The organism is Nonomuraea sp. NPDC050202, from assembly GCF_040656115.1.
Taxonomy (GTDB): domain Bacteria; phylum Actinomycetota; class Actinomycetes; order Streptosporangiales; family Streptosporangiaceae; genus Nonomuraea.
In genome coordinates this window covers 1-26,290 of record NZ_JBFALF010000034.1, presented here as the reverse complement: position 1 = coordinate 26,290, position 26,290 = coordinate 1, and the positions used below count along the sequence as shown (strand labels likewise).

Annotated in this window: 24 protein-coding genes; 16 read left to right on the top strand and 8 right to left on the bottom strand. The window is 73.0% G+C overall.

Annotation, left to right across the window (positions count from 1 at the left end; translation table 11 throughout):
• Window positions 1-14: 14 nt before the first annotated feature.
• Window positions 15-875 carry an alpha/beta hydrolase gene (locus AB0I79_RS48975; protein WP_357889209.1) on the top strand — a complete coding sequence of 287 codons (861 nt, stop codon included), beginning with the start codon at window positions 15-17 and terminating at the stop codon, window positions 873-875.
• Here the strand turns inward: AB0I79_RS48975 and AB0I79_RS48970 are convergent.
• From AB0I79_RS48970 to AB0I79_RS48950, 5 genes are all read right to left on the bottom strand, one after another.
• The gene (locus tag AB0I79_RS48970) at window positions 872-2,446 is read right to left on the bottom strand and encodes a penicillin-binding transpeptidase domain-containing protein (protein WP_357889206.1); all 1,575 of its coding nucleotides are present in this window, start codon (window positions 2,444-2,446) and stop codon (window positions 872-874) included. The genes AB0I79_RS48975 and AB0I79_RS48970 overlap by 4 nt on opposite strands.
• A gap of 77 nt (window positions 2,447-2,523) precedes the next feature.
• Window positions 2,524-3,183 carry a lysophospholipid acyltransferase family protein gene (locus AB0I79_RS48965; protein WP_357889203.1) on the bottom strand — a complete coding sequence of 220 codons (660 nt, stop codon included), beginning with the start codon at window positions 3,181-3,183 and terminating at the stop codon, window positions 2,524-2,526.
• A gap of 267 nt (window positions 3,184-3,450) precedes the next feature.
• On the bottom strand, window positions 3,451-4,047 hold the full coding sequence (locus tag AB0I79_RS48960) for a CoA pyrophosphatase (protein ID WP_357889200.1): 597 nt from the start codon (window positions 4,045-4,047) through the stop codon (window positions 3,451-3,453).
• Between the two features lie 89 nt (window positions 4,048-4,136).
• Window positions 4,137-4,682, bottom strand: coding sequence for a hypothetical protein (locus AB0I79_RS48955; RefSeq protein ID WP_357889197.1), 546 nt, complete (start codon window positions 4,680-4,682; stop codon window positions 4,137-4,139).
• 72 nt (window positions 4,683-4,754) lie between these two features.
• Window positions 4,755-6,737: an ATP-binding domain-containing protein gene (locus AB0I79_RS48950; protein WP_357889194.1), complete on the bottom strand. Its 1,983-nt coding sequence runs from the start codon at window positions 6,735-6,737 to the stop codon at window positions 4,755-4,757.
• Between the two features lie 67 nt (window positions 6,738-6,804).
• Here AB0I79_RS48950 and AB0I79_RS48945 point away from each other — a divergent pair, with 67 nt between their 5' ends.
• Together AB0I79_RS48945 and AB0I79_RS48940 are read left to right on the top strand one after the other, a co-directional pair.
• Complete coding sequence (locus AB0I79_RS48945) at window positions 6,805-7,407, top strand: TetR family transcriptional regulator (RefSeq protein ID WP_357889191.1); 603 nt, start codon at window positions 6,805-6,807, stop codon at window positions 7,405-7,407.
• Window positions 7,408-7,644: 237 nt separating this feature from the next.
• On the top strand, window positions 7,645-9,336 hold the full coding sequence (locus AB0I79_RS48940; RefSeq protein WP_357889441.1) for a SulP family inorganic anion transporter: 1,692 nt from the start codon (window positions 7,645-7,647) through the stop codon (window positions 9,334-9,336).
• Window positions 9,337-9,637: 301 nt separating this feature from the next.
• Here the strand turns inward: AB0I79_RS48940 and AB0I79_RS48935 are convergent, their stop codons facing one another.
• Entirely contained in the window at window positions 9,638-10,609 is a 972-nt protein-coding gene (locus AB0I79_RS48935) for a tyrosine-type recombinase/integrase (protein ID WP_357889189.1), read from the bottom strand.
• A gap of 70 nt (window positions 10,610-10,679) precedes the next feature.
• Entirely contained in the window at window positions 10,680-12,335 is a 1,656-nt protein-coding gene (locus AB0I79_RS48930) for an acetolactate synthase large subunit (RefSeq protein WP_357889186.1), read from the bottom strand.
• 151 nt (window positions 12,336-12,486) lie between these two features.
• Between AB0I79_RS48930 and AB0I79_RS48925 the strand changes: the two genes are divergently transcribed.
• From AB0I79_RS48925 to AB0I79_RS48895, 7 genes are all read left to right on the top strand, one after another.
• Window positions 12,487-14,217, top strand: coding sequence for an FAD-binding protein (locus tag AB0I79_RS48925; RefSeq protein WP_357889183.1), 1,731 nt, complete (start codon window positions 12,487-12,489; stop codon window positions 14,215-14,217).
• A 39-nt stretch (window positions 14,218-14,256) separates the two neighbouring features.
• Window positions 14,257-15,111 carry a universal stress protein gene (locus AB0I79_RS48920; protein ID WP_357889180.1) on the top strand — a complete coding sequence of 285 codons (855 nt, stop codon included), beginning with the start codon at window positions 14,257-14,259 and terminating at the stop codon, window positions 15,109-15,111.
• A gap of 105 nt (window positions 15,112-15,216) precedes the next feature.
• Window positions 15,217-15,975: an SDR family oxidoreductase gene (locus AB0I79_RS48915; RefSeq protein ID WP_357889177.1), complete on the top strand. Its 759-nt coding sequence runs from the start codon at window positions 15,217-15,219 to the stop codon at window positions 15,973-15,975.
• A 4-nt stretch (window positions 15,976-15,979) separates the two neighbouring features.
• Window positions 15,980-16,762 (top strand): methyltransferase domain-containing protein, encoded by a 783-nt coding sequence (locus AB0I79_RS48910; RefSeq protein ID WP_357889174.1) that lies wholly within the window; start codon window positions 15,980-15,982, stop codon window positions 16,760-16,762.
• A complete protein-coding gene (locus AB0I79_RS48905) occupies window positions 16,759-16,983 on the top strand; it encodes a hypothetical protein (protein ID WP_357889171.1) in 225 nt (74 codons plus the stop codon). The genes AB0I79_RS48910 and AB0I79_RS48905 overlap by 4 nt, the downstream gene beginning before the upstream one ends.
• A complete protein-coding gene (locus AB0I79_RS48900; protein ID WP_357889168.1) occupies window positions 16,973-18,718 on the top strand; it encodes a ferritin-like domain-containing protein in 1,746 nt (581 codons plus the stop codon). Before AB0I79_RS48905 ends, AB0I79_RS48900 begins: the two co-directional genes overlap by 11 nt.
• On the top strand, window positions 18,715-19,431 hold the full coding sequence (locus AB0I79_RS48895) for an alpha/beta hydrolase (protein WP_357889165.1): 717 nt from the start codon (window positions 18,715-18,717) through the stop codon (window positions 19,429-19,431). The genes AB0I79_RS48900 and AB0I79_RS48895 overlap by 4 nt, the downstream gene beginning before the upstream one ends.
• Before the next feature lie 534 nt (window positions 19,432-19,965).
• Here AB0I79_RS48895 and AB0I79_RS48890 read toward each other — a convergent pair.
• Entirely contained in the window at window positions 19,966-20,625 is a 660-nt protein-coding gene (locus tag AB0I79_RS48890) for a sigma-70 family RNA polymerase sigma factor (protein ID WP_357889439.1), read from the bottom strand.
• 476 nt (window positions 20,626-21,101) lie between these two features.
• Here AB0I79_RS48890 and AB0I79_RS48885 point away from each other — a divergent pair, with 476 nt between their 5' ends.
• From AB0I79_RS48885 to AB0I79_RS48860, 6 genes are read left to right on the top strand one after another with little or no spacing between them, the layout of a single operon-like run.
• Window positions 21,102-22,085, top strand: coding sequence for an alpha/beta hydrolase (locus AB0I79_RS48885; protein WP_357889163.1), 984 nt, complete (start codon window positions 21,102-21,104; stop codon window positions 22,083-22,085).
• A gap of 7 nt (window positions 22,086-22,092) precedes the next feature.
• Window positions 22,093-22,863, top strand: a complete 771-nt coding sequence (locus tag AB0I79_RS48880; RefSeq protein WP_357889160.1) for an alpha/beta hydrolase — start codon at window positions 22,093-22,095, stop codon at window positions 22,861-22,863.
• Window positions 22,841-23,119, top strand: coding sequence for a WhiB family transcriptional regulator (locus tag AB0I79_RS48875; protein ID WP_357889157.1), 279 nt, complete (start codon window positions 22,841-22,843; stop codon window positions 23,117-23,119). Before AB0I79_RS48880 ends, AB0I79_RS48875 begins: the two co-directional genes overlap by 23 nt.
• Before the next feature lie 30 nt (window positions 23,120-23,149).
• A complete protein-coding gene (locus tag AB0I79_RS48870; RefSeq protein WP_357889153.1) occupies window positions 23,150-24,205 on the top strand; it encodes a ferritin-like protein in 1,056 nt (351 codons plus the stop codon).
• 24 nt (window positions 24,206-24,229) lie between these two features.
• Entirely contained in the window at window positions 24,230-25,903 is a 1,674-nt protein-coding gene (locus AB0I79_RS48865) for a sodium:solute symporter family protein (RefSeq protein WP_357889150.1), read from the top strand.
• Window positions 25,904-25,917: 14 nt separating this feature from the next.
• Window positions 25,918-26,157 carry a hypothetical protein gene (locus AB0I79_RS48860; RefSeq protein ID WP_357889147.1) on the top strand — a complete coding sequence of 80 codons (240 nt, stop codon included), beginning with the start codon at window positions 25,918-25,920 and terminating at the stop codon, window positions 26,155-26,157.
• Window positions 26,158-26,290 lie beyond the last annotated feature (133 nt).

The following is a 26,290-nucleotide window of genomic DNA, read 5'->3' as shown; positions in this document are numbered from 1 at the left end:
GAAGGGGAGCCATCATGACCACGACCACCACCGGCACCGTGACGTCCGCCGACGGCACCACGATCAGCTACCGCGAGGCCGGGCAGGGGCCCGGCTTGGTGATCGTGCACGGCGCCATGCAGACCGGGCACAGCCAGATCGAGCTGGCCGGCGCCTTGGCCGGCGACTTCACCTGCTACCTGCCCGACCGCCGGGGCCGGGGCGGCAGCGGCCCCGCAGGCGCGGATTACGGGCTCGCGCGCGAGGTCGACGACCTCGACGCGGTGCTGCGGGCCACCGGCGCCCGGTACGCCGTCGGCGTCAGCTCGGGCGCGGTCATCACCCTGCACACCGCGCTCACCCGGCCGGCGGCCCTGCGCAAGGCCGTGCTCTTCGAGCCCCCGCTGGGCCTCGACGCCGCTGACGTGCGCGGCAGCCTGGAACGCTTCGACCGCGAGATCGCCGAGGGCAGGATCCCCGCGGCGCTCGTCACCGGCATGCGGGCCGCCCGGCTCGGCCCGCCGCTGTTCAACGCGCTGCCCCGCCGCGTGCAGGAGTGGCTGACGGGCCTGATGCTGAAGAGCCAGGACGGGGCGGCGGGGCAGGAGCCGACGTTCAGGGAGCTGGCCCCGACCCAGCGCCAGGACATCCAGCTCGTGGCCGAGGCCTCCGGGGACTTCGCGGCGTACCGGTCGGTCGAGGTGGAGACGCTGCTGCTCGGCGGCACCAGGAGCCGGGACTACCTCAGGACCGCGCTCGTCGAGCTGGAGCGCGCCATGCCGCGGGCCCGGCGCGTGGTCATGGAGGGCCTCGACCACGGCGCCACGCAGAACGCCGCCCAGCGCGGGCGCCCCGAGCGGGTGGCCGAGGAGATCCGCCGTTTCCTGAAGGGCTAGAGGTTCTTGAGGAACGTGGCCGCGACGGGGGCGGCCACCGCGCCGCCGCCGCCTCCGCCCTCGACGACCACGGCGAACGCGACGTCCCCCTTGAAGCCCATGAACCAGGCATGGGAGTTCAGCTTCTCGCCCGTGCCGTACTCGGCCGTGCCGGTCTTGCCGTGGGTGCCCGACGGCAGCCCCGCCGACTTGGCGGTGCCCTTGGTCACCACGGCCGCCATCATCGTGTGCAGCGCGGACTTCACCCCGTCGGGCAGCTCCCGCTCCTTGGCCTTCTGCTTGATCGACGGCACCAGCGTCGGCGGGCGCCACGTGCCGTCGGCGATGGCCGCGGCCACCGAGGCCATCGACAGCGGGCTGGCCGTGATCCTGGCCTGGCCGAACGACTCGGCGGCCAGCTCGGCGTCGGACTCGGCCCTGGGGAAGCTGGCCTTCGTGGCCGGCACCCCGATGTTCAGCGGCTGGTTGAAGCCCACCTCCTCGGCCACGTCCAGCAGCTTGTCCGCGCCCAGCTTCGACTCCGCCAGCGGCGCGAACGTCGTGTTGCACGAGTGGGCGAAGGAGTCGAGGAACGAGATGGACCCGAACGACTCCTCGTCGGAGTTGCGGATCGGCAGCCCGCCGACGTTGACGTTCTTCGGGCAGGTCACCGTGTCCTGCGGCGAAACCCCGGCCTCCAGCAGCCCGATCGCGGTGACCGCCTTGAACGTCGAGCCGGGCGGGTAGCGGCCGTCGAGCGCCCGGTTGAACCCGCCCACGTTGTTGACCACGGCCAGGATCTCGCCGCTGGAAGGCTTGATCGCGACCAGGGAGGTGGGCTTCTTCATGTCCTTGACCGCGGCCACCGCGGCGGCCTGCGTCTGCGGGTCGAGCGAGGTCTGGACGGGCTCGCCCTCGGCGCCCTCGATGGTCTCCAGCGTCTCGTCACCGAGCTTGATCTCGGTCGCGGGGGTGCCGGCGAGCTGCTCCTGGAAGGTCTCCTGCAACCCGCCGCGGCCGACGGCCTGCCCGACCTTGTAGGACGAGCCCAGCTTGGCGACGTCCTTCTTGGTGGCCTTGTCGAGGTAGCCGACGAGCTGCTGCACCGACCCGCCGACCGTGCCGGTGTCGATGCGCTCGCCGTCGGCGTCGGTGATCTCGGCGCGCTGCGGCCACTTGGTCTTGAGCGAGAACGCGGCCCCCTCGGTCATCGACGGGTGCAGCGTCGCGGGCTTCCAGTCCACCTTCCAGGTGCGGTCGGCCACCACCAGGTCGATCTTGCCCTGGTAGGTCCACGCGCCGATGTTCTTCAGGTTGAGCGTGGCGGTGTACGGGACGCTGGCGCGGTCGTCGCCCTCGGCGACCTGGCCCAGTTTGACGGCGGCCGACTCGACGGCGAGCGCGGTGCGCTGCTGGTCGTAGGCGGTGAGCTGCTCCGGCGTGGCCAGCTCGGCCGCCATCGCGGTCTTGTCACCGGCCTGCCACGCCACGGCGAAACGCTGTGCGGTCTCGGCCGGGGTGCCCCTCGTGTGCAGCACGTAGTACGCGCCACCGGCCGCGGCCCCCACCACGAGCACGGTGGCTCCGGACACGATCGCGATCGTACGACCCCGCGCCACTGATCAGCCCCCTGCTTCTCGACGACAGGTGTCCGAGCCTAGCGTCCGAATCAGGGCATTCCATTCGAAGCCTTGTAACTGGCCGCGTACGTCGGCACGTACTCCTGGCCGGACAGCTTCTGGATCGCCGCCATGATCTCGTCGGTCACCCGCCGCCGGTCACGCGCGTTGGCGTGGTCGCCCTCGAACCGCATCGGCGCCCCGATGGAGATGCCGATCCGTGCCGGCCTGGGCACCTTCGCCCCGTAAGGCAGGACCTTGTCGGTGCCGCTCAGCGCCACCGGCAGCACCGGGGCGCCGGTCTTGAGCGCCAGCCAGGCCACCCCGATCTTGCCGCGGTACAGGCGGCCGTCGGGGGAGCGGGTGCCCTCGGGGTGGATGCCGAACAGCTCGCCCCGCTCCAGCAGCGCGGCGGCGTCGTCGAGCATGGCCTGCGCGGCGTGCGCGCTCTCCCGGTCGATCGGCAGGCTCCCGCCCAGCCGCATGAAGAACCCGGAGACGGGGTTGCCGTCGAAGTACTCGTTCTTGGCGGTGAACGTCACGTGCCTGGGCAGCAGCGCCGGGAGCAGGAACGAGTCGAGCACCGACAGGTGGTTGACGGCCAGGATCGCGGGCCCGCTCCTCGGAACGTGGGCCGCGCCCGAGATGTGCGGCCTGCACATCGCGTTCGTCAGCGGCGCGGCGGCGAACTTGACCACTTCGTACAGCAACGAGCTCTCCTGATCATCGGGCCAGCGGCCACCCCACCATAGAGCAGGCGCCCCGCCGGTGCGGCGGGGCGCCTGGGAAAAGCTGTTAGGCCGATGTGGCGGTCGCCTCCTCGGCGAGGTGCACAACACGGCTCCAGCCGAACGGTATTCCGTGAAGGCGGTAATTTGCGGCCCGGGGGACACTAACCACATCGGCAATCTTGAGTTAAGCACACCGTCCGCCCCTGAAGGTAATCGCGCCTACCTCATGGGCCCGGCTTTACCGGCTCATGTCCTGGTCCAGTGCGGCTGCGCCACGTCGAAGACCCGCTGCTCCCGCCCCCGCAGCGCCACCTCGGCGAACTGCCACAGGATGGCCCCCGTCGGCGCGTGGATCACGATGGACGGCCCCAGCGGCATCTGCAGCAGCTCGCCCCGCCAGCGCGGCACCCCCGGCGCCAGGAAACGCTCCAGCGGCACCGCGTGCACCGAGGCCACCTCCCGCGGGTCCGGCACCGGCTCCTGACGGCCGCCGAACGCCACCACCGGCGTGATCACGAACCCCGAGTCGGTGACGAAGTCGTCGAGCAGGCCGGCCACCTCGACCCCCGTGACGCCGGTCTCCTCGGCCAGCTCGCGCAGCGCCGCCTCCTCCGGCCGCTCCCCGTCGTCGGCACGCCCGCCGGGCAGCGCCCACTGCCCCGGGTTGCGGCCGCGCGCGGCCCGCCTGATCACGACCACGTACGGGCTGGCCTCGGCATCCTCCAGCACGCACACGGTGACGCCGGCCCTGCGCACCCCACCGGCCGGCGGGACCTGTCTGCGCTCGAAGGCGGCCAGCCGGGCGGTGACCTGCTCGCGCAGCGTGTCGATCGGCGTCAGCATCGTTCCAGGATCTCACGCCGTGGTGCGCGGCAGCCGTACCTCCCCGCGCGGCCCGCCCCCCGGCCCAGGGCCGGCCACCACCTGAGGGCTCACCTCGGGGTGAGCAGGATGCTGAGCAGCGTGCCGAGCAACATCCCCGTGCCCGCGGTGATGGCGGCCCACCGGCCCAGGGGCTCGCCGCGGGCGTGACCCACGACTCCCAGCACGACCCCCGCCAGGCCGAACAGGACCGGCAGGTAGAGCACGGCCACCACGCCGCAGACGAACCCGATGACCGACGGGACCTGATCCAGCACCCGCGGCGCCCTCGGCACCCGCGACATCGGCGTCGTGGTCCGATGCGGCCGGTCACCCGCGTCCTCGGGCTCGGCGGCGTCGCCGCGTCGGGCCGCGTCGCCGGCACCGGTCCGGTTGCTCCGGTCGGGCGCGCCGCCCACGGTGAGCGGCTCGCTCCGGTCGCGCGTACTGCCTGCGGCGGCCGGCTCGCTCCGGCCAGGCGCGCCGCTCACGGTGAGCGGGTCGTTCCGGTCGGGTGCGCTGTCTGCGGCGGCCGGGTCGTTCCGGTCGGGCGTGCCGCCTGCGGGGGTCGGCTTGCTCCCGTCGGACGGGTCGACGGAGTCGGGTGAGGAGGACACGCGCGGGCTCCTCTCGGAGGGTGCACACATCACACACCGGACGAGAGGCCCGTGTCGAGGCGTGTGCCCATCTCAGGATGGGCGGGCGAGCTGCGGCGGAAGGGGCCGGGCGTGCACGACGTCGAGACGGGAGACGGCGCGGGTCAGGGCGACGTACAGGCGGTTGAGCCCACGCCGCTCGGCCTCGGCGATGGCCGCCGGCTCGGCCACGACGACGTGGTCGTACTCCAGGCCCTTGCACATCGAGGCCGGCATGACACTGAGCCGGCCGCTCACGTCGAGGCCCTCGTTCCACAGCGCGGCGGTGATCGCCTCCACGCCGGCGTCCGCCGTGATCACCCCGATCGAGCCCTCGAACCCGAACGCCTCGCGCACAGCCTCCACCACCCCCTTCTCGAGCACGGGCACCTCCGTCACCCGCAGCCGCCCGTCGGAGCGGTACGAGCGCGTCGCGGGCACCTCCACCTCCAGCGCCGCCAGCAGCGTGTTGGCCAGCTCCACCACGGCCGCCGGGACGCGGAACCCGGTGGTGAGCGCGATGACCTCGCCGCCGGGCTTGCCGAGCAGCCCCAGGCGCTCCGGCCAGGACGTGGCCGCCCACGACGTGGTGCCCTGCGCCAGGTCGCCGAGCACGGTCAGCGAGCCGTGCTCGCTGCGCCTGGCCACCGCGCGGCACTCCATCGGCGACAGGTCCTGGGCCTCGTCCACGATCACGTGCCCGTAGCCGCGCGGGCGCTCGATCAGCGAGCCGAGCTCGTCCAGCAGCACCAGGTCGGCCGCCGACCACTTCGCGCTCTTGGCGCTGCGCGGCGGCTTGCTCCAGGTCAGGGCCGCCCTCTCGGCGTCCGTCAGCAGGCCGCGCGCCGGGTCGCGGCCGTCCGGCGCGGGGCCGCGCAGCAGCTCGTACAGGACCTCCTCCGGCTTGACGGCCGGCCAGACCTGGTCGAGCCACGGGGTGACGCCGCGGCCGATCTTGCGCAGCCAGGCCGCGTCGGCCGTCTGCCTGCGGGCCTCTGCCTGGCGGCGGATGGACTCGACCACCCGTGCCCTGACGCGTTCGCGGCCGGTGCCGTAGGGGAGGGACTCGCGCCGGGTGTCGTCCACGACGCGGCGCAGCTCGTCCTCCCGCACCCGCCACCGGTAGGAGCCGTCGGGCACCGCGACCGGCTCGACCGGCTTGGCGATCCGCCCGTACAGGGCCGCGCGCAGCACCTGCGCCATGCGGGCGTCGTGCTTGATCACGGCCGTCGCCTCGTCGTCCGCCGCCGTGACGGGGACGGTGGCCAGCAGCCGCTCCAGTGTCGTCTGCTCGACGTCCACCTCGCCGAGCGCCGGCAGCACCGCCGAGATGTAGTCCAGGAAGGCCCGGTTGGGGCCGAGCACGAGCACGCCGGCGCGCTGGAGGCGCTGGCGGTGGGCGTAGAGCAGGTACGCGGCCCGGTGCAGGCCGACCGCCGTCTTGCCGGTGCCGGGGGCGCCCTGCACGCAGATCGAGGTGTCCAGCTCGGCGCGGACGAGGTCGTCCTGCTCGGGCTGGATGGTGGCGACGATGTCGCGCATGGGGCCGACGCGGGGGCGCTCGATCTCGGCGGCGAGGATCCTGCTCTCGCCCTCCTCGCCGCGCGAGAGCCGCTCGTCCTCGAAGCCGGTGAGGGTGGTGCCCGACCAGCCGAAACGGCGGCGCACGTCGACGCCCTGCGGATCGCGGGCGCCGGCCCGGTAGAAGGCCCGTGAGACCGGCGCGCGCCAGTCGATCACCACGGGCGGGCCGCCGTGCTCGCCGCTGATGTGCCGGCGGCCGATGTGGTACGCCCGTCCCGCGTGCTCGGCGGAGCCCGGGCCGAAGTCCAGCCGCCCGAAGAACGGCGGGCCCTCGGGCTCCTCGCTCAGCTCCTTGGCCAGGCTCTTGAGGTGCCGGCCCAGGCGTTCGGCGCTGTAGCGGTCGCCGGCCACGGTCTCACCGACGATGACGTTGTCCCGCGCGCCCTCCAGCATCCTGCGCAGGCCGGCCCTGCAGCGTTCGACGTACTCCCGCTCGTCGTCGAGCGTGGCCATCACACCTCCCAGAAGTGTTAACTCGGTTAAGAACTTAACTAGGTTAACACTTTGCTAGAGTGTGCTCATGACGGGACTGCGGGAGCTGCAACGGCGGCGCGTACACGAGGCCATCTCCACCGCGGCCATCACGCTCTTCCTGGAGCGCGGCTTCGACGAGGTGTCCGTCGCGGAGGTCGCGGCGGCGGCCGGGGTGTCCAAGCCGACACTGTTCAAGTACTTCGCGACCAAGGAGGACCTCGTCCTGCACCGGATCGCCGACCACCTCGGCGAGTCGGCCCGGGTGGTGCGGGAGCGGGCCGCGGGGGAGCGGCCGGTGCGGGCGCTGCGCCGCCACTTCCTCGACGGCCTGGCCCGGCACGACCCGGTCACCGGGCTCAACGACGACCCCGAGGTGGTGGCCTACCACCGCATGGTGTTCTCCGGCGCGTCCAGCCTGCTGGCGCGGCTGCACCAGCACATGGCGCGGGACGAGGAGGCCCTGGCCGAGGCGCTCGCGGAGACGGCCGACGAGCTCACGGCACGGCTGCTGGCCGGGCAGGTGGTGGCCACGCAGCGGGTGCTGGCCCGGCGCAACTGGCGACTGCTGGCGGACGGGCGGCCGATCGCCGAGGTCGAGGCGGAGGCTGTGCGCGCGGCGGAGCAGGGCTTCGCCATGCTGCCCGCCTGATTCCATCGCGCTTTTCAAGCATTGGCCCGATTTCACGCGTGGCGAATATCGCGTGATCAAGGGAGTTTAAGCAGGTGGGAGGGGGTGAAGTTGTTATCCTGACAACCCCTTAACGAATTGCAAATTTATGCAATTTGGGACAAGACGGGGTTGTCTTTACCTAGAAGGAGTGGTGGTGAACGGACCTTTCATGAGTATGCACGGTCACCGTACCGATTCGATCGGTGACACAACGTGATGGGCGTGATCGCCGCGGGCTGGGGCCACATCCGGTCGGTGCTGCCCGAACGGGCCGCGCTGGCCGCCATGCGCCACCAGCCCCGCAACAACCTCCTGGCCGGCCTGACGGTGGCGATCGTCGCGCTGCCGCTGGCACTCGGATTCGGCGTCTCCTCCGGCCTCGGCGCCGCCGCCGGCCTGGCCACCGCGGTGGTCGCCGGATCGCTGGCCGCGCTGTTCGGCGGCTCGGCGCTGCAGGTGTCGGGCACCAGCGGCGCGATGACCGTCGTGCTCATGCCCATCATGAGCGAGCACGGCGCCACCGGCGTGCTCACCGTCGGGCTGCTGGCCGGAACGCTGCTCGTCATGCTCGCCCTGGCGCGGGCCGGACGTTACATGTCCCTGGTCCCCGCGCCCGTCGTCGCCGGCTTCACCGTCGGCATGGCCGGCGTGATCGGAATGCAGCAGATCCCGCACGCGCTCGGCGTCCCCCCGCACGACAGCGACAAGGTCGCGGTCGTGGCCTGGCACGCCGTCATCGACTTCCTCGCCAGGCCGCACTGGTGGGCCATGTCGGTCACCTTCATCGTGGCGGCGGCGCTGCTGGTGGGCGCGACCCTGCGGCCGAACGTGCCGTTCTCGCTGCTGGCCGTGGTCGTCGCCACCGTCGTCGCGGAGCTGGCCGAGCTGCCGCTGGCCAGGATCGGCCACCTGCCGCAGGGGCTGCCCGCACCGTCGCTGGCCTTCCTCGACCTCGACGTGCTGCCGTCCCTCATCGCCCCCGCCATCGCGGTGGCCGCGCTGGCCTCGCTGGAATCGCTGCTGTCGGCCACCGTGGCCGACAACATGACCGGACGGCACCGGCACGACCCCGACAGGGAGCTGTTCGGCCAGGGCATCGCCAACCTCGTCACCCCGATGTTCGGCGGCATGCCCGGCACCGGTGCCATCGTCAGGACCGCCGTCAACGTCCGCTCCGGGGCGACCTCCCGGCTCGCGGCGCTGTCCCACGCGCTGATCCTGGGCGCCATCGTCTACACCGCCGCCGGGCTGGTGTCCAAGATCCCGCTCGCGGCCCTGGCCGGGGTGCTGCTGGCGACCTCCATCCGCATGGTCGAGCGCGACTCCGTACGCGCCATGTGGCGCTCGACCAGGAGCGACGCGGCGGTGCTCGTGCTGACCGCCGTCGCCACGCTGACGCTCGACACCGTTGTGGCCGTCATCCTCGGCCTGGTCGTCGCGGGGGCGCTGGCGCTGCGGGCGATCGCGCGGAACGTGCGCTTCTACCGGGAGCCGCTCCGCCACGACCTGCAGCCGCAGCACACCGAGGACGAGCACGCCCTGCTCGCCGAGCACATCGTCACCTACCGGCTGGACGGGCCGCTGTTCTTCGCCGCCGCCCACCGGCTCCTGATGGATCTGTCAGAGGTGACCGGCGTGTCCGTGGTGGTGCTGCGCATGCGCCTGGTCACCACCATCGACGCCAGCGGGGCCAAGGTGCTCGCCGACACCATCGAACGGCTCGAAGGGCGAGGAATCATGGTGTACGTGTCGGGCATCCCCGACGGGCACCACCAGCCGCTGGAGGCGCTCGGAGTGATCGCCCGGCTGGACCAGGCCGGTCAGGTGTTCGCCACGACCGACGAGGCCATCGCGGCCGCCCGCGAGCGCCTGCACAGCTCCGGCATCGTGCCCCGCCTGGCGGGCTGACCCCCGCAGGCGAACCGCTCCGGCCCGGCCACCCGCCCGCGCCGGAGCGGCACCACCCGCCGGACGCGCCACCGCACGGCCCCCTCCCACCGCCCTTCGGCGAGGACGCCCAGGGCCCCACCGCAGTGCGGCGAGAGGTCTGGAAGGGCGCACCATCGTGCGGCGAGGGGCCAGGTGGGATGCGCGCCACGGTGTGGAGCAGGGCTGGAGGGACGCGGCGAGGTGCCGCCGACGCGACGGCCTCGCAGTTCAGGCGACCGGACGAGGGGCGCCTGGTGAGGCGGTGTCGCCGGCCGGACGGTCAGGCGAGAGGACGGGCGGCCGGGAGGCGGAGGCGGTCGACGGCCTCGCGGCGGGTGCGCTCCGGGCGGCGGTCGTAGCGGGCCGTGGTGGCCGGCGAGGCGTGCCCCACGAGGGCCTGCGCCGTCGCCAGGTCCACCCCGGCGTCCAGCAGCTCGCCGATGAACGTACGGCGGAAGTCGTGCGCCGTGCGCCGCGCCGCCCCCGCCTCCCCGAAGCGCCGGGTCAGGATGTCGGCGATGCCCTGCCCGGTCAGCCCCACCGGCCGCCCGTCACGCGTACGCAGCCGCCCCGCCTTGCTGATCGGGCTGAACAGCGCACCCGGCACGCCGCCGCGCACCGCCAGCCACCGCTCCACCAGCCCGATCGCGTCCGTCGTCAGGTAGACCAGCCGCTCCTTGTCACGCTTGCCGCGCACCCGCAGCGAGCGCGACCCCGGATCGTAGTCGGCCAGCGTCAGCCCGCCGAGCTCGGCACGGCGGCAGCCGGTCGAGTACAGAACGGCGATCAGCGCCGCGTCGCGCACCCCGGCGGGCGAGTCGTCGCACGCCGACAGCGCCGCACCCACCACCTCGGGCGGCACGTGATGCCCGGCGGGCAGGCGGCTCTGCCGCACCGGGGCCAGGTCGGAGGCGCGGGCGAGGTCCTCGGCGCTGGTCTGCCCCAGCCGCCACGCCTCCTTCAGCACCCGGCGCAGCGCCACCAGGTGCTTGTTCACGTACGCCGCCGACCAGCCCTGGTCGGTGAGCATCGTACGGATCCGCACGGTGTGCTCGTACCGCAGCAGGTGCCACGGCTGCCCCGCCCCCGTCGCGCTGTCGTCACCGGTCAGCAGGCGGGCCAGCCGATCGAGGCAGCCGCGCATCGTGCGCCGTGACTCGGGGCTGGTCAGGGAGTCGAGGTAGACGTGGTACGGGTCGCGCGCCGGCTCGACCGGCAGCGCTCCCGGCATGGACACGGCAGGCAGGCTCACCCCCACGATCTTAGAAGGACCGGGCGAGCCCGCCCAGGCCGCCGCTCGGACAGGTCGCGTCGAGGGCCGCTCAGAAGGGCCCGGTCAGCTCGCCCAGCTTGTCGGTCAGCTCCAGGTTCGCGGAGTAGTCCACCGGCACCGCGATCACCGACACCACGTCCTCGGCCAGCGCCTTGCGCAGCGTCGGCAGCAACTCCTGCGCGCTGCCGATCCGGTAGCCGCGCGCCCCGAAGCTCTCCGCGTACTTGACGAAGTCGGGGTTGCCGAACGCCACGTTGGAGTTTCGTCCCAGCTCCAGGTCCATCTTCCACTCGATCAGCCCGTACGCGCCGTCCACCCACACCAGCACCACGAACGGGATGCGCTCCCGCACGGCCGTCTCCAGCTCCTGCGAGTTCATCAGGAACGCCCCGTCGCCCGTGGCGGCCAGCACCCGCCGCCGCGGATGGGCGAGCTTGGCCGCCAGCGCGCCCGGCACGGAGAACCCCATCGACGACAGCCCGTTGGAGACCAGCATCGTGTTCGGCTCGTACGTCGGATACATGCGGGCCATCCACATCTTCACCGCGCCCGTGTCGGCCAGCACGATGTCCTCGCGCCCCATGGCCGCGCGGATGTCGGCCACCACCCGCCGCGGCGACAGCGGGAACCCGTCCTCGGCCCGGCCCTGCTCCAGCTCCTCCCGGAGCATGCGGCGGATCTTCTCGCCGGTGCCGTTGATCTCGAACCGCCGGTGCACGGAGTCCGCCAGCACGTGCAGCGACCGCGAGATGTCCCCGTGCACGCCGACCGCCACCGGGTAGTGGTCGTCCACCTCGGCGGGGAACCGGTGAATGTGGATGATCTTCTTGTCCCGCTCCGGATTGATCTTGACCGGGTCGAACTCCTGCAGCTCGTACCCGACGCTGATCAGCACGTCGGCCTCGTCGAAGCCGAAGTTCACGTAGTCGTGCCGCATGAAACCCACCGCGCCCAGCGCGTGCCGGTGGTCGTCGGGGAAGACCCCCTTGCCGTTGAACGTGGTCGCCACCGGCAGTCCCAGCCGCTCGGAGAACCGGACGAGCGCCTGCGCGGCCCCCGCCCGGGTCGCGCCGTGACCGGCCAGCACGATCGGCCTGCGCGCGGTGGCCAGGATGTCGGCGGCGCGGGCGATCTGGGCGGGGGAGGGGTCCTGGGGGCGGACCACGTTCACCGGCAGCGGGCGCAGGTCGCCGGGGACGGGCGCGGACTCGACGTCCTCGGGGATGGCCAGGTAGACGGCGCCCGGCCGTTCGGTCTGGGCGGTCTTGAACGCCTTGCGGATCAGCTCGGGCAGCGCCCGCGCCGAGGGGGCCAGCTCCGACCACTTGGTGATCGGACGGAACAGCGACACCAGGTCCACCACCTGGTGCGACTCCTTGTAGATGCGGTCGAGCCCGACCTGCGCCGTGATCGCCACCACCGGCGTGCTGTTGGTGGTGGCGTCGGCCACGCCGAGCTGCAGGTTGATCGCCCCTGGCCCGAGCGTGGCCGACGCCACGCCCGCCTTGCCGGTCAGCCTGCCGTAGATCTCCGCCATGAACGCCGCGCCCTGCTCGTGGCGGACGAGCACGTAACGGATCGAGGAGTCCTTGAGCGCGTCGACGAAGTGGATGTTCTCCTCGCCCGGGATGCCGAAGACGTACTCGACGCCCTCCGCCTCCAGAGCCTGCACGATGAGCCGGGCCGCGTCGGCCTGCGCTGCCATGCGAAACGCCTTCTTCCATGAACGACTGCACTCGGTGGAGCACGGAAGGGGTGACATTCATTCCAGGACGGCGAAGCCGTCACGAATCGCGCCGCCATCCGGTCTTGCTTCCCGAAGTGCTATCGCCGACGCGGGTCAGAAGGAACACGAGATGCATGCGCTGGAGAACCGGATCGCCACGCCAGTCCTGGTGATCGGCACGGGAGGGGCCGGACTGCGGGCCGCGATCGAGCTCGCCGAGCGTGGGGTCGGCGTGCTGGCCGTGGGCAAGCGGCCGAAGGCGGACGCGCACACGACGCTCGCGGCAGGCGGCATCAACGCGGCGCTGGCCACGATGGATCCCGAGGACAGCTGGCAGCAGCACGCGGCGGACACCCTCAAGGAGAGCTACCTGCTCGCCCATCCGGAGACCGTGCGCATCGTCACCGAGGGGGCGGCGCGCGGGATCGAGGACCTGGAGCGGTACGGGATGCCGTTCGCGCGCGAGGCGGACGGGCGGATCTCCCTGCGCTTCTTCGGCGCCCACAGCTACCGGCGCACCGCCTACGCCGGCGACTACACCGGGCTGGAGATCCAGCGCACCCTGATCAACCGGGCGGCCCAGCTCGAGATCCCCGTCCTCGACACCGTGTACGTCACGCGCCTGCTGGTCCGCGACGGCGCGGTCTTCGGCGCGTACGGTTTCGACCTGACCGACGGCAGCCGGTACGTCATCCACGCCGACGCGGTGATCCTGGCCACCGGCGGGCACACCCGGATCTGGCGGCGCACCTCCTCGCGGCGCGACGAGAACACCGGCGACTCCTTCCGCCTGGCGGTCCTGGCCGGCTGCCGCATCAGGGACGCCGAGCTCGTGCAGTTCCACCCGTCGGGCCTCATCGCGCCCGAGAGCGCGGCCGGCACACTCGTCTCGGAAGCGGCCAGAGGCGAGGGCGGGCACCTGCGCAACGGGCTCGGAGAGCGCTTCATGGCGCGGTACGACCCGGAGCGGATGGAGCTGTCCACGCGGGATCGCGTCGCGCTGGCCGCGTACACCGAGATCAAGGAGGGGCGCGGCACCCCGGCCGGCGGCGTCTGGCTGGACGTGTCGCACCTGCCACGCGAGACGATCATGACGCGGTTGCCCCGCGTCTACCAGACGCTGCTGGAGCTGCAGATGCTCGACATCACCAGGCAGCCGATCGAGATCGCGCCGACCGCGCACTACTCGATGGGCGGCGTCTGGGTGCGGCCCGAGGACCACGGCACCGGGGTCGACGGCCTGTACGCGATCGGGGAGGCGGCCAGCGGCCTGCACGGCGCCAACCGGCTCGGCGGCAACTCGCTCATCGAGTTGCTGGTCTACGGCCGTATCGCCGGGCAGGCGGCGGCCGAGCACTCCGCGGGCCTGGAGGCCCAGCGCCGCTCGGCCGAGGCGGTCGGGGCGGCACGGGCGGAGATGGACGAGCTCCTGGCCGCCGACGGCCCCGAGAACGTGCGGGCGCTGCAACGCGCCCTGCGCGACATCATGACCGAGCACGCCGGCGTCGTACGCGACGAGAGCGGCCTGCTGAAGGGCCTGGACGAGCTGGCCGCCGTGGAGGCGCGCATCGCCGACGTGGGCGTGCACCCGGACCTGGCCGGCTTCCAGGACCTGGCGCACGCCTTCGACCTGAAGTCGGCGGCGCTCGCCGCGCGCGCCACGATCGAGACCGCGCTGGAGCGGCGCGAGACCCGCGGCTGCCACAACCGCTCCGACCACCCGAGGCTCGACCCCGCGCTGCGGGTCAACCTCGTGTGGTCCGGCCCGGGAGCGGTGGAACGCGAGGCGATCCCGCCGGTTCCCGCCGAGATCGCGGCGCTGATGCGCGAGGTCTCGACCGCCGGGAAGCTCGTCGAGTAGCCGGTGACCGACAACGCAACTGGGAAAGGAACGACCGAGATGACCCCTGTGACCGTAGGCGTGGACGACTCCGAGGACGGCCTGCGGGCCGTGGAGTGGGCCGCCGCCGAGGCCGCACGCCGGCGGCGGCCGCTGCAGATCGTGCACGCCTTCATCTGGCCCCTGCTCAACGTGCCCCTGGGGCCCGCCCCGGGAGCGCCGCCGGAAGGCGGCCTCCAGCACGCCGCCGAACGCGTCCTGGAAACGGCGCGGGCCCGCGCCCGGGCGGTCGCCCCCGAGGCCGAGGTGACGACCGCGCTGCCGGAGGGCGAGCCGGTGGCCGCGCTGCTGCACCACTCGCGGCAGGCGGAGCTGCTCGTCGTGGGCAGCCGCGGGCTCGGCGAGGTCGGCGGCCTGCTGCTGGGCTCGGTGGGCGCCCGGCTCGCGGCCGAGGCCGCCTGCCCCCTCGTCGTCGTACGCGGCTCCGCCCGGCCGGGCGGGCCCGTGGTGGTGGGCATCGCCGAGCCCGGCGAGAGCGAGGACCTGCTCGCCTTCGCCTGCGCGCACGCCGCCAGGACCGCCGACCCCCTGATGCTGGTGCGCGCCGGCACGCGAGGACCGGCGGACCGGAACCGTCCGCCCCTGCCGGAGGAGGACCTGGCCCGGTGGCGGGAGCGCTTCCCCACGGTCACGATCGACCAGGAGACCCTGGCCGGGCGCCCGGGCAAGGCGCTGACGCACGCCGCCGAGCAGGCGTCCCTGCTCGTGGTCGGCTCACACCACCGCCACGAGCTCAGCGCGCTGCTGCACGGCTCGGTCAGCCAGAACGTCCTGCACCACGCCGGCTGCCCGGTGGCGATCATCCGGGTCGGCGCGCCGGCCGCCGGGCCCGCGCCGGCCGGTGGAGGCGAATAGGCCCCGAGAAATTTCCCGGCAGCCGTCACGAGCGCGCGGGGCTGTCCGGTCTTAGCTGGCGACCGGGTGGCAACGAGGTGACCCGGCGGACAGAGAGGAATCCGCATGAAGATCGTGGTGATCGGCGGGACCGGCCTGATCGGGTCGAAGCTGGTGGCGAAGCTGGGCGAGCACGGTCACGAGGCGGTCGCGGCCTCGCCGAACACCGGCGTGAACACCCTGACCGGGGAGGGCCTGGCCGAGGCGCTGGCGGGCGCGCAGGTGGTCGTCGACGTGTCGAACTCGCCGTCGTTCGAGCGGGCCGCGGTGCTGAAGTTCTTCGAGACCTCCACGGGCAACCTGCTGGAGGCCGAGAAGGCGGCGGGCGTGGGCCACCACGTCGCGGTGTCGATCGTGGGCACGGAGCGGATGCCCGACAACGGCTACTTCGCGGCGAAGATCGCCCAGGAGCAGCTGATCGAGAAGTCGGGGGTCCCGTTCTCGCTGGTGCACTCGACCCAGTTCTTCGAGTTCGCCCGCGGCATCGCCGACGAGGCCACCGTGGACGGCAAGGTGCACATCGCGCCGGTGCTCTTCCAGCCGATCGCGGGCGACGACGTGGCCCAGGCGGTCGGCAGGACCGCGGTCGGCACGCCGCTGAACGGCAGGGTCGAGATCGCCGGGCCCCAGCAGTACCGGATGGACGAGTTCTTCCGCAAGGCGCTGGCCGCCTGGGGCGACCCCCGCGAGGTCGTCACCGACCCGCACGCGCGCTACTTCGGCAGCGAGGTGAGCGAGCGGTCGCTGGTCCCGCTCGACGACAGCGCCGTGCTGGGCACGATCACCTACCGCGACTGGCTCGACCGCTCCGGCACGGGCAAGTAGGTCCGTGACCGCACCGGCGATGGTGGCCGAGTTCGACGAGGTCGCCGGGTGGACCGCCGAGGCCGTCGAGCAACTCGGACGGCGGCACGCCATCCCGGCCACCTGCCGCGGCAGCGCGAGCCCGGCCGCGCTGGCCTGGCTGGCCGAGGCGTGCGAGCTGTCCCCGGGCATGACGCTGCTGGACGTGGGCGCCGGCGCGGGCGGGCCGGCGGCCTGGGCCGCCGAACGGTTCGGGGTACGGCCGATCCTGCTGGAGCCGATGCCGGCCGCGGGCCGTGCCGCCGCCCGGCTGTTCGGGCTGCCGGTCATCGCGGGGGACGGCCGGCGGATCCCGCTGCGTACGGGATCGGCCGACGCCGCCTGGTGCCTGGGGATGTTGTGCACCGTGCGGGACAAGGCCGCGGTGCTCAGGGAGATCCACCGGGTGCTGAGGCCCGGCGCCTCGCTGGGGCTGCTGGTGGTCGTCGCCCGGGGCCGGCGCACGCTGCCCGCTCCGGACGGCAACCACTTCCCGACCCAGCCCGAGCTGCGCACGCTGCTCGCCGGCGCCGGGTTCGAGCTCGTCGAGCAGGCCGGCCGGCCCGGCCGGGCGCCGCTGTCGTGGTCGCGACGGGCCGAGCAGGTGGCGGCGGTCGTCGCGACCCGGCACCGGGCCGACCCGGCCTACGCGCTGGCGGCCCACCAGGGTGAGCGCTTCACCCACCTGTTCGCGTCCGGCCAGATCAGCGTGCGACTGATCCACGCGGTCAGCCGGACATCCACCCGAGCCCGTATGGAGGAACGATGAACACCGGCGAGGACGACTTCCTGCACGAGCTGGAGGTCGAGGTCGAGGCGGAGGTGGCCCTGGTCGAGGCCAGCCGCCCGGAGGAGGTCGCCGGCCTGCCGGTCACCGAGTGGCTGTTCGACCCGACGGACGCCGAACGCGAGGAGATCGGCCTGCGGGGCCTGCTCGACGCGGTCGAGGTGCTGGAGGACGGCGCGCGGCCGGACGACCATGTCGCGTGAGGCGCGCATCGGCACGCTCGACAGCCTGCGCGAGCATCTGCAGTGGGCGATCGAGCTGGAGCACGCGACGCTGCCGCCGTACCTGTGCGCGCTGTACTCGCTGGACCGGGAACGCAACCCGGAGGCCGCCGAGATCGTGGGCAGCGTCTTCGTCGAGGAGATGCTGCACCTGGCGCTGGCCGCGAACCTGCTGAACGCCGTCGGCGGCCGGCCGCTCCTGGACTCGCCGCGGATGCTCCCGCCCCATCCGCGGCGACTGCCTCACGGCGACAGATCCCTGGAGCTGTCGCTGGTCCCCTTCGGCGCGGACGCGCTGGAGATGTTCCTGCGCCTCGAACGGCCCGCACCGCCGGGCGCCGCGCCGGAGGGCGACGACTACGAGACGATCGGCCAGTTCTACGCCGCGATCGAGCAGGGGCTGCGCCACCTGTGCGACCGGCTCGGCGAGCGGGAGGTCTTCTCCGGCGACCCGGCCCGCCAGGTGCACGCCGGCCACTTCCGGCACACCGCCGGCCGGCTCGTCGCGGTCCACGACCTGAAGTCGGCGCTCGCGGCGCTGGAGGAGATCGTCGAGCAGGGCGAGGGCAACTCCCACGGCGAGGTCTGGGACGGCGACAAGGACGTCTTCCACCCGGAACGGGATGAGGTCGCCCACTACTACCGGTTCCAGGAGCTGAGGTCCGGCCGGCGCTACCAGCGCGGCGACACCCCGGAGACCGGCCCCACCGGCGAGCCGATCCTGGTCGATCCGGCCGGTGTGCGCCCGATGCCGCCCAACCCGCGGCCGGCCGAGCCCGGCAGCGCGACCCGCAGGGCCCAGGAGGAGTTCGACCACACCTACTGCGCCGTCCTGCACCTGCTGGAGCGGGCGTTCAACGGCAACCCGAGGCTGCTCGCGGTCGCCACCGGCACCATGTACGCGCTCAAGGCCCAGGCCCTGGCGCTGATGGAGGCGGGCGCCGGCCCCACCTTCGGCTACGTGGCGCCGGAACGCCGCCGGTGGAGCGTCGGCGACGAGCGGCGCATCGTCGTCCTGCGCGACGGCCCGTACGTCGTGTACGGCGGCGTCCCGCTGCGGCGCAAGCGGAAGATCGTCTCCTCCGGGAACGACGCGCTCACCTGGCAGACCGGCGAGCCGCTGGAGACCGAGGAGACCTACGCGCTGTGCCGGTGCGGCCACTCGGGCGCCAAGCCGTTCTGCGACGGGACGCACGCTCTGATCGGGTTCGACGGCACGGAGAGCCCGGTCATGCGCCCGTACCAGGAGTTGCAGCACGTGCACGACGGGGTCGGCATCTCGGCGCAACGGGTGGGCGAGCTGTGCATCCACGCCGCCTTCTGCATCGGCCGCACCAGGCCGATCGCCGCCATGCTGGCCGACACCGGCGACAGCGACGTGCGCTCGAACGTCATGGGCCGCATCGACCACTGCCCGTCGGGCTCCTACAGCTACGCGCTCGAACGCGGCGGCGAGACGATCGAGCCCGACCTCCCGCAGGCCGTCTCGGTCCTGGAGGAGGAGGACGGGCTGGCCAGCGCGCTCTGGGTCACCGGCAAGGTGCCGGTCATGCGGTCGGACGGACGTCCGCTGGAGACCCGCAACCGGATGACGCTGTGCCGCTGCGGCCATTCCGGCAACAAGCCGCTGTGCGACGGCACCCACCGGGAGATCGGCTTCCGTGAGGAGCCCTCCCCGATCACCAACCCCACCACGAGAGAAGGAACGATCTCATGACCGAGCAGCCCGTCGTCGTGCTGGTGCACGGCGCCTTCGCGGAATCGGCATCCTGGAACCGGGTCATCGAACGCCTGCACGGCCATGGGCTGGAGGCGGTCGCCGTGGCCAACCCGCTGCGCGACGTCGAGGGCGACGCCGCGTACGTGCGCGACGTGATCGCCGGCCTCGGGCGGCCCGTCGTCCTGGCCGGCCACTCCTACGGCGGCATGGTGATCAGCCGGGCGGCGGCCGGCGACCCCGCCGTGCGGGCCCTGGTCTACGTCGCCGCCTTCGCTCCCGAGCAGGGCGAGAGCGCCTTCCTGCTGTCGGCGAAGTTCGAGGGCGGCACCCTGGGCGACGCGCTGGTCGCCTACCCGCTCGCGTCCGGCGGCAACGAGTTCCGCATCGACCCCGGCAAGTTCCACCACCAGTTCTGCGCCGACCTGGACGCCGGCGAGGCCGCGCTGATGGCCGCGACCCAGCGGCCGGTGACCGAGCGGGCGCTGCGGGACGAGCCGGCGGAGGAGCCCGCCTGGCGCACCATCCCGTCCTGGTTCGTGCACGGCGAGCGCGACCTCAACATCCCGGCGGAGGCGCTGCGCTTCATGGCCGAGCGTGCCGGCTCGCGTGGCACCCGGGAGATCCCCGGCGCCTCCCACGCGCTCGCCGCCTCCCAGCCCGGCGCCGTGACGGAGACCATCCTGGAAGCCGTCCGCCACGCGGGCGGCTGATCCGGCGGTACGCGGCCCGCGGCGGGACAGAGCCGCGGGCCGCGTGCCGCTGTGCGCGGGCAGCGCTGTCCCGGATCGCAAGCGCCGGCCTGGTGGGTGGGTGGCCGTACTTCCTCGGACCGGCGGCAGAGGGTTTCCATGACCGCGCCGTCATCGGTCCTGCCAGTGGGGGTACGGCCACTTCGGCGTTTCCGGGCCCAGGCGGCTCCCGGCGCCGGGCACGCGGTCGCGGTGTCGTCAGTGGCCCTGGGCCGCGCTGCTGTAGGGGTGCATGCGCTGGGCCGGGCCGGGGGGCGCTGCTGTGGGGGGTGTATGCGCCGGCCTGGGCCGCGCTGCTGTGGGGGCGTCTGTGCTGGTCGTCCCGGAGCCTGTCGTCTCCCCGTCGCGGCTCTGGGACGTCGTGCCGTCGTGGTCCTGACGCTGCCGCTCGCGAGGCCCTGGGCGGGCGTGGCAGCCGTGGTCGCGGCCGATCGGGGCCGCGTGCGTGTCGCCGGCCGCCGCCACGAGGCGGGCGGCCGCCAGGCGTCGGCGCCGCTAGCGGGCGACGTCGGCGGCGAGCAGCCCTTCCAGGTCGGCGAGGCTGCCGGTCTGCGAGGCGGTGAGGAACGTCCGTACGAGGCGCTGGTGCGCGGTGGCGCTCACCGGGTGGCTGCGCCCGGTGTCGAGGTGCTGGCGGGCGCGCCGCAGGAGCTGCCGCGTGTGGTCCTCGGTCAGGTGGAGGATCTCGCCGATCTGGCGGTAGGGGTAGTCGAAGGCGATCCGCAGGAGGTAGACCGCTCGCTCGGCGGGCGTCAGCCTCTCCAGCAGCAGCCTGATCGCGCTGTCGACCGCCTCGTGCCGCTCGGCCGCCGTCTCGGGGCTGACCGAGTGGTCCGGCGTCTCGGGAAGCCAGGGCCCGGCGGAGGTCTCACGGCGCTTGCGGGCCGACTGGGTGACGTTGATGGCCAGCCTCGTGGTGGTCAGCGCGAGGAACGCGGCCGGGCTGACGACGATCGAGCGGTTGGCGCGGGACCAGCGCAGCCACGTCTCCTGCACCACGTCCTCGGCCTCGCCCACGTCCTGCAGGACGCGCAGACCGATCGCGTAGAGCCGGGGTGCGGCGCTGACGAACGTGGCGGCGGCTCCGTCCCACCCGCCGACCGGCCGGTCGCCGATCTGCTCGCCGTGGTCTCTGCACGACTCCAACAGGTTCATGGTCACGGTCTCAACTCCGTTCACAGCCGGCATCCGGCGGATGCCACTGCGATCACGGTCGCTGTCCGGACCCCTCCATCGCGCCCTGGGAACCCCGTGGTCCGGCACCCTGGCCCGGGTACCCCGGGGCCCCTAGGGGGCCCGGGGGGAGCGCGGGGCCACCGGCTGGTGACCGAGGAATCGCCTGGTCAGGACGCCTGCCGGGCCAGGGGAGGAACCCCTGGGGCCCCGGTCTCGCGCGGCGGGCCTGGTGCGGGAGCCCGGGCCGGCCCGTGGCGGCGGTGCGGGGCGGCCACGAGCTCGGTGCTCATCCTGGGCGCTGAGGCGGGAATCGGCAAGACCGCGCCGCCGGAGCAGTCCCAGAGCTGTCGCCTGGCCGTTTCCTTCCCCCGGCCCGGTGTCACGAACCGTGGCCGCCGTCCGGTCCAAGGTGGCGAGGACCGGCCGAGGGGCCGGTCACCAGCGAGAGGAAGACCATGAGCGACTACGTTCTGGAGCCGGCGGCGCAGGAGTTCGCGGAGGCGGCGGCCAAGCCCCCGTTCGTGTACGAGCTCGGCACGGAAGGCGCCCGCAGGCTGCTGGACGGCGTGCAGTCCGGCCCGGTGGCCATGCCGGACGTGGACGAGAAGTGGATCATCGTGCCCGCCGGGGTCGGTGACGTGCGGGTCCGGATCGTCAGGCCCCACGGCGCCGCGGGCGTGCTGCCTGCCGTGCTCTACGTGCACGGTGGCGGCTGGGTGCTGGGCAACGCGGGCACCCATGACCGGCTGGTGCGGGAGCTGGCCGTCGGGACGGGCGCGGCGGTGGTGTTCGTGGAGTACGACCGCTCGCCCGAGGCGCGCTACCCGGTGGCGATCGAGCAGGCGTACGCGACCGCCCAGTGGATCACCAAGGAGGGCGCGGGGGAGGGCCTGGACGCGACCAGGCTGGCCGTGGCGGGCGACTCCGTCGGCGGGAACATGACCGCGGCGCTGACGATCATGGCGAAGCAGCGGGGCGACGTGCGTTTCGTGCACCAGTCGCTGTACTACCCGGTCACCGACGCCGGCCAGGACACCGGCAGCTACCGCCAGTTCGCCGACGGCCCCCACCTGACCGCCAGGGCGATGGCCTGGTTCTGGGACGCCTACACCACCGACCCCGCCCAGCGCGCCGAGATCACCGCCTCCCCGCTGCGCGCCACGCTGGAGGACCTGGCGGGGCTGCCGCCCGCGTTCGTCGTCGTCGACGAGAACGACGTGCTGCGCGACGAGGGCGAGGCCTACGCCCGCCGCCTCACGGCCGCCGGCGTGCCGACCACCAGCGTCCGGTACAACGGCACGCTGCACGACTTCATGATGCTCAACCCCGTGCGCGACACCTGCGCCGCGCGCGCCGCCACCGCCCAGGCCATCGAGGTGCTCAAGGCCGCGCTGCGCGCCGGGGACGACCTCGACGACGCCGGCCGCGCGCGGAAGTGACGCCGCCGTGCCCGCGATCCTCATCCACGGCGTCCCCGACACCCACCGCGTCTGGGCGGGCGTGCGCCGGTACCTGGAGCGTACCGACGTGGAGGCGTGGGACCTGCCAGGCTTCGGCGCCCCCCGCCCTGACGGCTTCGGCAGCACCAAGGAGGAGTACGCCGACTGGCTGATCGACCGCCTGGAGGGGGTCGGGGAGCCGGTCGACCTGGTCGGCCACGACTGGGGCTGCATCCTCACCGCCCGGGTCGCGTCCCTGCGCCCCGACCTGGTACGCACCTGGGCGGGCGGCAACGGCCCGATCAGCGCCCGCTACGCGTGGCACCCGCTGGCCAAAATCTGGCAGGACCAGGTCGAGGGCGACCGCTTCATGGCCGAGCTGACCCCGCAAGGCTTCGCGGCCGACCTGGTCACCGGTTTCGAGGTCCCGGCCGGCCTGGCCGAGGAGATGGTGCGGCAGGTGGACGCGCCGATGAAGGACAGCATCCTCAGGCTCTACCGCTCCGCGTTGCGGATGGGCGCCGAGTGGGAGCCCGAGCTGGCGAAGGTGACCGCGCCCAGCCTGGTGATCTGGGGCTCGCGCGATCCCGCCTGCCCGGTCGAGTTCGCCGACGAGCTGGGCCGGGCCGTCCGGGCGGAACGCGTGATCAAGTTCGTCGACTGCAACCACTGGCCGCTGCTGCAGCGACCGCAGCAGGTCGCGATCGCCCTCGAGGAGCACTGGCAGCGCCACCCGTCATTACGAGGCGGAGACCATGACCGTCCAGCAGATTCATGAGCCCCGATCACCTCTGCGCTGGACCGCCCGCGCCGCCTGCCAGGACGCGGACCCCGGCCTGTTCTTCCCGATCACCTGGGACGACCATGCCGGACAGGACCAGGAGCAGGCACGGCGCATCTGCCGGAGCTGCCCCGTCCAGGCGATCTGCCTCGACTGGGCGCTGCGCACCGGCGAACCGGACGGCATGTGGGGCGGCACCACCCCCGAGGAGCGCCGCCGGATCCGGACCCGCCAGGGGCCGGCCACGGCCTGACCCATCCCGTTGACAAGGAACAGGACACCGATGAAGAACCTGGAAAGCGTCGCCGCCCCCGGGCCCGCCCGGATCGACACCCTCGACAGCCTCCGCGAGCACCTGCAGTGGGCGATCGAGCTGGAACAGGCGACGCTGCCGCCGTACCTGTGCGCGCTGTACTCGCTGGACCCGGAGCGCAACCCCGAGGCGGTGGAGGTGGTGGGCAGCGTCTTCGCCGAGGAGATGCTGCACCTGGCGCTGGCCGCGAACCTGCTCAACGCCGTCGGCGGCCGGCCGCGCCTGGACTTCCCGGGGATGCTGCCGCCCCATCCCCGGCGGCTGCCGCACAGCTCCCTGGAGCTGTCGCTGCTCCCGTTCGGGCCCGCGGCGCTGGAGATGTTCCTGCGCCTGGAACAGCCGGCGCCGCCCGGCGCACCGGCGGAAGGCGACGGCTACGAGACGATCGGGCAGTTCTACGACGCGATCGAGCAGGGGCTGCGCCACCTGTGCGAGCAGCTCGGCGAGCGGGAGGTCTTCTGCGGCGACCCTGCCCGCCAGGTGGCCGGCACCCACTTCCGGCACACCGCGGGCAATCTGTTCGCGGTGGACGACCTGGAGTCGGCCCTGGGAGCGCTGGAGGAGATCGTCGAGCAGGGCGAGGGCACGGCCAGGGGCCAGGTCTGGGACGGCGACCAGGACATCTTCCACCCCGAACGGGACGAGGTCGCCCACTACTACCGCCTCCAGGAGCTCAAGCTGGGGCGCCGCTACCAGCGCGGAGACACCCCGCGGTCCGGCCCCACCGGCGAGCGGATCTCGGTGAACCTGTCCGCCGTCCGCCCGATGCGGCCCAACCCGCGGCTGTCCGACCACGCCCCCGGCAGCGCCGTCCGCACGGCGCAGGAGGAGTTCAACCGCACCTACTGCGCCCTGCTGAACCAGCTGGAGCAGGCCTTCGACGGCGACCCGAAACTGCTCGGCACCGCCGTCGGCACCATGTTCGCGCTCAAGGGCCAGGCCGCCGCCCTGATGTCGCTGCCCGACGAGGACGGCACCGTGGCCGGCCCCACCTTCGACTACGTGCCGCCGGAGTCGCGCCCGTAAGCGTCCGGAAAGGAAGAAACCCCCGTGGACAACCCCTTGAGGATCGGCGCAGGACTCGTCGACTACGCGCTGATCTTCGTCTACTTCGCCGTCGTCCTGCTGGTCGGGGTGGCCGCGCGCCGGCGGGTCTCCAGCAGCCTCGACTTCCTGCTGTCGGGGCGGTCGCTGCCGGCCTGGATCACCGGGCTGGCCTTCATCTCGGCCAACCTGGGCGCCGTCGAGGTCATCGGGATGTCGGCCAACGGCGCCGAGTACGGCATGCCGACCATGCACTACTACTGGATCGGCGCCGTCCCGGCCATGTTGTTCCTCGGCATCGTCATGATGCCCTTCTACTACGGGTCGAAGGTGCGCAGCGTCCCGGAGTTCATGCGCCGCCGCTTCGGCCCGGGCGCGCACCTGGTGAACGCGATCACCTTCGCGCTCGCCCAGGTGCTGATCGCGGGGATCAACCTGTTCCTGCTGGCCACCGTGGTCAACGGGTTGCTCGGCTGGCCGCTGTGGGTGGCCCTGATCCTCGCCGCCGTGATCGTGCTCAGCTACATCACCCTGGGCGGGCTGTCGGCCGCCATCTACAACGAGGTGCTGCAGTTCTTCGTCATCGTCGCCGCGCTGCTGCCGCTCACCCTCATCGGGCTGCACCGCGTCGGCGGTGTCGGCGGCCTGATCGACCGGGTGCGCAACGCCACGGGCGGCGGTGCCCAGGAGCTCAGCTCCTGGCCGGGCACCGAGCTGGCCGGGTTCGCCAACCCGGTCCTGTCCGTGGTCGGCATCGTGTTCGGGCTGGGTTTCGTGCTCTCCTTCGGCTACTGGACCACCAACTTCGTCGAGGTCCAGCGGGCCATGGCCACCAGCTCGATGACGGCCGCGCGCAGCACCCCGATCATCGCCTCGTTCCCGAAGATGTTCATCCCGTTCATCGTCGTCATCCCCGGCATGATCGCCGGGGTGCTGGTGCCCGAGGTGATGCGGCTCAAGGCCGGCGACCCGGGCGCCGGGGTCACCTACAACGACTCGATCCTGCTGCTCATCCGCGACACGCTGCCCACGGGGCTGCTCGGCCTCGCGCTGACCGGGCTGCTGGCCGCGTTCATGGCCGGCATGGCGGCCAACATCTCCGCCTTCAACACCGTCTTCAGCTACGACCTGTGGCAGCAGTACGTGGTCAAGGACCGCTCCGACGGCTACTACCTGAAGGTCGGCCGGTGGGCCACGGTCGGCGCGACGGTGCTGGCCATCGGCACCGCGTTCATCGCCGCCGGCTACGGCAACCTGATGACCTACCTGCAGACCCTGTTCGGCTTCTTCAACGCCCCGCTGTTCGCCACGTTCATCCTCGGCATCTTCTGGAAGCGCATGACCGCGACGGCCGGCTGGGTCGGCCTGGTGTCCGGCACGCTGGGCGCGATCGCCGTGTGGCTGGCCAACGAGACCGGCCTGATCGAGCTGCCCGGGCAGGGGGCCGCCTTCGTCTCCGCGGGCGTCGCGTTCGTCACCGACATCACGGTCAGCATCCTGGTCAGCCTGGTCACCGCGCCGAAACCGGCCGGCGAGCTGAGCGGGCTCGTCTACGCCGAGACGCCCAAGGCCCGGCGCACCGACCCGGCCGCCACCCGGCTGCCCTGGTACCGGGCGCCGGCCAAGCTGGCGGGCATCTCCCTGGTGCTCGTCACCGCCCTCAACGTGATCTTCCGATGAAAGGGAACCGGCACATGACCGACGACCAGCCCGCACCCCGCAAGCCCGGCGCGTTCGACATCCGCGTCGTCATCGCCGGGCTCATCGGCTTCTACGGCGTCGTCCTGACCGTCATGGGGCTCGTCGTGGACACCGCCGCGGACCGGGCCAAGACCGGCGACGTGAACGCCAACCTGTGGGCCGGCGTCGGCATGCTGGTCGTCGCCGCCGCCTTCGCGATCTCGGCACGCCTGCGCCCCGTCCTCGTCGAATGACGCTCGGGCGAACGCGACGGCTCGGACGTGGGGGGGGGGCCCCCCCCCGCGGCGCCCGCGCCCCCCCAAACACCCCCCCGGGGCCGCCCCCCCGCCCGCCGCGGGGGGGGGCGCGGGCGAAGGCGAGGGGAGG

Bases quoted from the DNA above. Each gene is read 5' to 3' on its own strand.
- AB0I79_RS48975 (WP_357889209.1), top strand. From the start codon at position 15: ATGACCACGACCACCACCGGCACCGTGACGTCCGCCGACGGCACCACG.
- AB0I79_RS48960 (WP_357889200.1), bottom strand. From the start codon at position 4,047: ATGCTGACGCCGATCGACACGCTGCGCGAGCAGGTCACCGCCCGGCTG.
- AB0I79_RS48950 (WP_357889194.1), bottom strand. From the start codon at position 6,737: ATGGCCACGCTCGACGACGAGCGGGAGTACGTCGAACGCTGCAGGGCC.
- AB0I79_RS48945 (WP_357889191.1), top strand. From the start codon at position 6,805: ATGACGGGACTGCGGGAGCTGCAACGGCGGCGCGTACACGAGGCCATC.
- AB0I79_RS48940 (WP_357889441.1), top strand. From the start codon at position 7,645: ATGGGCGTGATCGCCGCGGGCTGGGGCCACATCCGGTCGGTGCTGCCC.
- AB0I79_RS48930 (WP_357889186.1), bottom strand. From the start codon at position 12,335: ATGGCAGCGCAGGCCGACGCGGCCCGGCTCATCGTGCAGGCTCTGGAG.
- AB0I79_RS48925 (WP_357889183.1), top strand. From the start codon at position 12,487: ATGCATGCGCTGGAGAACCGGATCGCCACGCCAGTCCTGGTGATCGGC.
- AB0I79_RS48920 (WP_357889180.1), top strand. From the start codon at position 14,257: ATGACCCCTGTGACCGTAGGCGTGGACGACTCCGAGGACGGCCTGCGG.
- AB0I79_RS48915 (WP_357889177.1), top strand. From the start codon at position 15,217: ATGAAGATCGTGGTGATCGGCGGGACCGGCCTGATCGGGTCGAAGCTG.
- AB0I79_RS48905 (WP_357889171.1), top strand. From the start codon at position 16,759: ATGAACACCGGCGAGGACGACTTCCTGCACGAGCTGGAGGTCGAGGTC.
- AB0I79_RS48900 (WP_357889168.1), top strand. From the start codon at position 16,973: ATGTCGCGTGAGGCGCGCATCGGCACGCTCGACAGCCTGCGCGAGCAT.
- AB0I79_RS48895 (WP_357889165.1), top strand. From the start codon at position 18,715: ATGACCGAGCAGCCCGTCGTCGTGCTGGTGCACGGCGCCTTCGCGGAA.
- AB0I79_RS48890 (WP_357889439.1), bottom strand. From the start codon at position 20,625: ATGAACCTGTTGGAGTCGTGCAGAGACCACGGCGAGCAGATCGGCGAC.
- AB0I79_RS48885 (WP_357889163.1), top strand. From the start codon at position 21,102: ATGAGCGACTACGTTCTGGAGCCGGCGGCGCAGGAGTTCGCGGAGGCG.
- AB0I79_RS48875 (WP_357889157.1), top strand. From the start codon at position 22,841: ATGACCGTCCAGCAGATTCATGAGCCCCGATCACCTCTGCGCTGGACC.
- AB0I79_RS48870 (WP_357889153.1), top strand. From the start codon at position 23,150: ATGAAGAACCTGGAAAGCGTCGCCGCCCCCGGGCCCGCCCGGATCGAC.
- AB0I79_RS48860 (WP_357889147.1), top strand. From the start codon at position 25,918: ATGACCGACGACCAGCCCGCACCCCGCAAGCCCGGCGCGTTCGACATC.